Here is a 5,685-nt window from a genome sequence, read left to right as displayed (position 1 = left end):
AGGCAAGGCGGCGTCCCTTGCGCTGGAGGAGTACTTCGCGCCGATTCTCGCGGAGCGGCGCAAGAATCCGGCCGACGATCTGATCAGCAGGCTGGCGGTCGCCGAGATCGACGGCGAGCGACTCGAGGACGGTGAGATCTTCTCGTTCCTGCGGCTGCTGCTGCCCGCGGGTGTGGAGACCACCTACCGGTCACTGGGCAACCTGATCTTCGGATTGCTCACGCACCCCGAACAATTCGAGGCCATCCGCGCTGACCGGTCGCTGATCCCGCAGGCGATCGAGGAAGCGGTCCGGTGGGAAGCACCGCTGCTGACCATCACCCGCGTGGCGACGAAGGACACCGAGCTCGGTGGCATCGCGATCCCGGCGGGCTCGTCGGTCATGCCGATGCTCGGTGCCGCGAACCGGCAGGAAGATCGATACGAGGACCCGGATTCCTTCAACATCTTCCGACCCGCACGGGCGAATATCTCGTGGGGCTATGGCGCACACGTCTGCCTCGGTATGCACCTCGCCCGACTGGAGATGCGGGTGGCGATGAACCTGCTGCTCGATCGACTGCCGAACCTGCGGCTCGATTTGGACGGCAACGATCCGCATATCCGCGGGCAGGTGTTCCGCTCACCGACCGCACTGCCCGTGCTGTTCGACGCCACATCGTAATAGGCACGTACACAACGAGATCGGCGAGGCCGGGTCGTGACGTCCTCGCCGAATGAATTCGTGGAGGACGACAAGTGGAAGACTTCGAGCAGATCGACTTCTTCACCGACCCATCGCTGATCCCCAGTCCGTACGACTACTTCGACAGCCTTCGTGCGAAGTGCCCGGTGCTCCCGAACGACCAGTACGGCGTTCTGGCGATCACCGGGCATGACGAAGCTGTTGCGGTGTACAAGGATTCGGCGTTCTCGTCCTGCGTCACGGTGGCAGGTCCGTACTCGGGCGTGTCGTTCGAGCCCAGCGACGACGATATCGGCGCGCTCATCGAAGAATACCGCGACCGGATCCCGATGAGCGAGCACATCGTCACGCAGGACCCGCCTCACCACACGCGCACCCGCGGGTTGTTGAGCCGGTTACTGACACCGCGGCGGCTGCAGGAGAACGAGGAGTTCATGTGGCGCCTCGCCGACAAGCAACTCGACGAGTTCGTCGCCAAGGGCAGCTGCGAATTCATGCGGGACTATGCCAAGCCGTTCTCGATGCTCGTGATCGCAGACCTACTGGGCGTCCCGGAATCCGATCACGGCGCGTTCCGCGAGTCGCAGTACGAAAGTTTCGCGGGTGACATCGACGAGAGCGAGATGGTGCACAACCCGCTGCTCTGGCTCGAGGAGAAGTTCACCGAGTACGTCACGGATCGGCGGCGCGAACCGCGCGGGGACGTGCTGACGGCGCTCGCCCAGGCCAAGTACCCCGACGGCAGCACACCCGAAGTCGTCGACGTTGTCCGGCTGGCGACGTTCCTGTTCGCCGCCGGGCAGGATACGACCACCAAACTGCTGTCCGCCGGTATCCGGATGATTGCCGAGCAACCAGACCTTCAGCAGCAGATACGCGACGACCGCGAAATCATTCCGGGATTCCTCGAAGAGGTGCTGCGCCTCGAAAGCCCGGTGAAAAGCCATTTCCGCCTGTCGAGTCGCCCGACCTCGATTGGCGATATGCCGGTCCCTGCCGGGACGACGGTGATGCTGTTGCCGGGCGCGAGCAACCGCGATCCGCGCAAGTTTCCCGAACCCAACGAGTTACGCGTCGACCGGCGGAACGTGCGCGAGCATGTCGCGTTCGGCCGGGGGATCCACTCATGCCCAGGTGCACCGCTGGCCCGCGCCGAGGGCCGCATCTCGATGAACCGGATTCTCGACCGCATGGGCGATATCGGAATCGACGAGCAGCAGCACGGGCCGGCCGGTGCTCGGCGGTACTCCTACGATCCGACGTTCATCATGCGTGGGCTCTCCGAGCTGCATATCGAATTCACGCCCGGCTTTAGCTGAGGGCACGGCATTCGAGAACTCCGAAGCGTCCACAGCCCCAGCGGTGCTGGGGCTGTGGACGCAATCGTCGGTGTGGCTAGGAGGCTGATGATCCGCTCAGCGCCAAGCCGAACAGAGGGGCAAGGGCAGGATTCTGCAAGATAGCCGCGATGCCTACGACAGCCGTGCCCAACCTGAGAACACCTTCGGCCGAACCGGCAAGTTCTGCGGTCGATGTGTTGATATCTTCGCTCGAACTGTTCGCGTCCTCGCAGTTCTCCTGTTCCTGCGGAGTGCGCTGCACCTGTGGATCGCAGCTTGCATCTCCGTTGGACCCGTTGGAGCTGGAAGTGACACCAGGAACCGACGATCCCGCCAGGAAATCGAGTGGGCCGGCCTGGGCCACGCCCGTTCCCAGTACCAGCGGCAGAGCCAATGCTCCCACCATTACGACCTTGCGCATCGTGCTCTCTCTCTCAACTTTCTCAGCGCGGGCACCAGCCGACAGGTCAGCCCAATGTCGATATCGCCAGCGCCCGTTACCGCATGTGTGGAACGTCACTGTTTCATCGTCCATGCGGGCGATTCGTTACAACCTTGTAATCGCGCGGCGACCCGTGTTTCGAGAGGAGCGCGACCGGACGGTCGATGCCGCCTGACTCTGAGAAACGAAGAGAACGATCTATGCGCGACTACACCGGATCGAACGATGAGATAAGCCAATTCCCATCGACCTTCGACATCGTGGCGAGCACGCTACTCGAGGCCATCGTGGGGTCCGGCTTGTCGTTGCTGGTCGTCGTTTGATTGATGTAGAGCAGCACTTTCGCGCTGTCGGGATGCATCTCCGACACCGCGGAGCGGACCACATCAGCGTTGGTCTTGACCGCCTTGTCCTTCGCCGCCGGTGCGACGACCTCCTGCGCGAACTTGGTGTAGTAATTCAGGAAGTTGCCGGTCAGGTGTGACTGCGCCGCGGTCAGATCCTGGTCGAGCGTGTCGGGACCGTAGGTAAGCACGGCGACCGCGCCGTCGGCTGCCGCCGCTCGTGCTTCCTCGGTAGCCGTTGCGTCGGTCTGCTGATCGGGGCGGTATTGCACGAAATACACGGTGACCGCGGTAGCGACAGAGGCAACCAGAACGATCGCGAGCATCACGGCGCCGCCGCGGCCCTTGAGCCATGTGATTGCTTTGACGGCGGCGATCGCGATGCGGTACTTCAACGGCAGCTTCGGCATGGCCGGCGGGTTATCGGCAGGAGCGGTTTCAGTCGCGTCCGACTCCAGGACCTCTGCGCTATTGGGGGTCACGGTACGAAATCCACCTTCGACATCTTGATCTGGTCGCCTTCGCGGGTAACGGTCACGCTCAGCCGCCATACGCGCGGTTCTTGTTGTGCTCCAGCGGAATTGGTGACCTTCGAGGTTGAGGACACGAGCACCACCGCGGAGTCGTCGGTCATCGACTCGACCGCCGTCGCGTTCACCTGGCCCTCGGTCGCCACCTGCGACTGCTGGATCACGGTGGTGAAGTCGTCCTTGCGATTCTCGAAGTCAGCGCGGAACTCGCCGGTCGAATTGTCCAGAACGCGCTGGACATCGGCTTGCGCGTTCTCGAAGTTGAGTGAGGTGAGCGTGACGACGCCCTGTTTCGCCGCGGCCGCATACTCCGCGGCTTGCTCGCGATCGCTCTCGGCCTGGTGATGGTGGTACGTCATGTACCCGGTGGCCGCGAGTGCAGCACAGGTCACCACGATGGCGGCGGACAGCGCAACCTTTCGCGCGCGGCCCTGCAGGCGCGGGGCCCTGGCGGCAGGCTCCGGCGGCGCCTCCAGTGCCGGGGCCTCGTAGGCCTCGGCAGTCATGGCGGCGGAGGGAACTTGGTTGTCGGCTTCAGCCGGTTCCTTGTCGAGTTCGACATCCCTGCGCAACTGGGCTGCACGAGCGCGGGCAGCGGCAGCGGTTGCTGCGGCCGCCGCTGCGTTCGCCGCGGCTTCGGCGGCTTCCGCCTCCGCTTCCGCGGCGGCAAGGTTCAGCTGGGTGGCGTCGCTGCCGGAGGCCCCCTCGTCGCCGGCTGAGGATGCACCTCGGCTGGGATGGTCGGGCTTCGGGTCCGGCATCGGTCACCTCCTGGTTTGGCTACACAGATGAGAATGACGCTACCGCAAAGTGAATGTGAGGTCCATCACAAGACCTGAGAACTGGCTAAGAAAGCGCGTTTACGTGCGGAAATAGCATTCTCTTGGAGACCGGCGCGGAAGCAGCGGCGCCCGCCGAATCCGGGTCGGATTCGGCGGGCGTGCGCGCTATCTACTTATGCGGAACGTCGGCAACGAGGCCGCCGTCCACGACGAACTCGGCACCGGTGGCGTACGACGACTCGTCGCTCGCGAGGAAGAGCACGAACGTCGAAACCTCGATCGGGTCGGCCGCACGGCCGAGCGGCATCTTCACCATGTCCTCGGGGATGCCCTCGGTCATTGGAGTGCGGATCAGGCCCGGGTGCAACGAGTTGACCCGAATCTTGTGCGGCGCCAACTCGAGTGCGGCCGACTTGGCGAGGCCGCGCACGCCCCACTTCGAGGCGACGTAACCGTGCGCCCACGGTGCGCCACGTAGGCCCTCGACGGAGGAGACATTGATGATGGAACCGCCGCCTGCGGCGATCATCGCCTCGACCGAAGCCTGGATTCCGAGGAAGGTGCCGGTGAGGTTGACGTCGAGGATCTGCTTCCACTTGTCGAGGCGGAACTTCGCGATCGGGCTGCCGTTGACGATGCCGGCGTTGTTCACCAGCACATTGAGCGAACCGAACTCGCTCACCGCAAGAGCGACCGCCGCCTGCCATTCCTCGGGCTGGGTGACGTCGAGGTGCACATAGCGTGCGGCCTCACCCAGTTCGTCGGCGAGCGCCTTGCCCTTTTCGTCGAGAATATCGCTGATAACGACCTTGGCGCCCTCGGCGACCAGCAGGCGCGCATGGGCCTCACCCATTCCCTGCGCGCCGCCGGTGATGATTGCAACTTTTCCATCCACGCGTCCCATGTCGCGTGACGCTACCCGATTGGACACGTGTCTGGCTAGAACGTGTTCTAACGGTTTCGGGTTGCTCAGGAGGGGAGCCGGAACAGTCCCTTGCCGGTGACGAACGGCAGGTCCAGCGTCGTCCTGATGCCCGGGTCCGCGGCGACCACTGCCGGAATCGCGTTGACGACGCGGCCCGCACCGACCGCGATCGCCGCGTAGTTGTGGTCGCCCCTCCGGCTGGTTGGGCAGATATCGACCGCATAGGAGGGTTCACCCGTGATCTCCACGCGGTAGGAGCCGCCCTCCTGTGCGGGTCGCCGCCAGTCTGGGCGCAGGTCGTCGCGCAGCCGGGTCACGTGCTCGATCACGATGGCGGGATGGTCGCCGACCATGCCGAAGATCTCGAACTTCAGCGCGGCGACGCCGCCCTTGGGGATGTGTCCGGCGGCGATGTCGAAGGCCTCCGGCGCCGGTTCGCGCTCGTAGGACTCGGTGATGTTGTCGATCTCGATGCCAAGGCCGGCCGCGAGCTGGCGAATCGCGGTGCCCCACGCCATGCCGAGCATGCCGGGCTGCAGCAACATCGGGACCTCGTCGCGCTGCATGCCGAAGCCCATGACGTCGAACATGACGGTTGCGCCGTCGTAGGTCGCGTAGTCCGCGATCTCGAGGCAAC

6 protein-coding genes and 1 pseudogene are annotated in these 5,685 nt (G+C 64.4%); 2 read left to right on the top strand and 5 right to left on the bottom strand.

Going from position 1 to position 5,685, the window contains the following annotated elements:
* Both A8G08_RS24265 and A8G08_RS24260 read left to right on the top strand, forming a co-directional pair.
* A partial coding sequence (locus A8G08_RS24265) for a cytochrome P450 (protein ID WP_157108776.1) occupies positions 1-664 on the top strand: 664 nt, incomplete at its 5' end.
* Between the two features lie 74 nt (positions 665-738).
* Positions 739-2,004 (top strand): cytochrome P450, encoded by a 1,266-nt coding sequence (locus A8G08_RS24260; protein ID WP_068279974.1) that lies wholly within the window; start codon positions 739-741, stop codon positions 2,002-2,004.
* Between the two features lie 76 nt (positions 2,005-2,080).
* On the opposite strand, the gene A8G08_RS24255 is transcribed toward A8G08_RS24260, so the two are convergent.
* The 5 genes and pseudogenes from A8G08_RS24255 to A8G08_RS27685 all read right to left on the bottom strand — a co-directional run.
* Positions 2,081-2,560 (bottom strand): hypothetical protein, encoded by a 480-nt coding sequence (locus tag A8G08_RS24255; protein WP_157108775.1) that lies wholly within the window; start codon positions 2,558-2,560, stop codon positions 2,081-2,083.
* Positions 2,561-2,675: 115 nt separating this feature from the next.
* Entirely contained in the window at positions 2,676-3,293 is a 618-nt protein-coding gene (locus A8G08_RS24250; RefSeq protein ID WP_157108774.1) for a twin-arginine translocation pathway signal, read from the bottom strand.
* A complete protein-coding gene (locus A8G08_RS24245) occupies positions 3,290-4,102 on the bottom strand; it encodes a hypothetical protein (protein ID WP_157108773.1) in 813 nt (270 codons plus the stop codon). Before A8G08_RS24245 ends, A8G08_RS24250 begins: the two co-directional genes overlap by 4 nt.
* Positions 4,103-4,292: 190 nt before the next feature.
* A complete protein-coding gene (locus A8G08_RS24240; RefSeq protein ID WP_068279961.1) occupies positions 4,293-5,027 on the bottom strand; it encodes a glucose 1-dehydrogenase in 735 nt (244 codons plus the stop codon).
* A 65-nt stretch (positions 5,028-5,092) separates the two neighbouring features.
* Positions 5,093-5,685 (bottom strand): annotated as a pseudogene (locus tag A8G08_RS27685) (diacylglycerol kinase); the annotation flags it as partial.

The organism is Aldersonia kunmingensis (assembly GCF_001646865.1).
In the GTDB taxonomy this organism is placed as follows: Bacteria; Actinomycetota; Actinomycetes; order Mycobacteriales; family Mycobacteriaceae; genus Aldersonia; species Aldersonia kunmingensis.
Note: the sequence above shows the minus strand (reverse complement) of the source record. Positions and strands in the feature narration are given on the sequence as shown.

Excerpts from the sequence above, each read along its gene's own strand:
- A8G08_RS24245 (WP_157108773.1), bottom strand. The coding sequence starts at position 4,102 with ATGCCGGACCCGAAGCCCGACCATCCCAGCCGAGGTGCATCCTCAGCC.
- A8G08_RS24240 (WP_068279961.1), bottom strand. The coding sequence starts at position 5,027 with ATGGGACGCGTGGATGGAAAAGTTGCAATCATCACCGGCGGCGCGCAG.
- A8G08_RS24255 (WP_157108775.1), bottom strand. The coding sequence starts at position 2,560 with ATGGACGATGAAACAGTGACGTTCCACACATGCGGTAACGGGCGCTGG.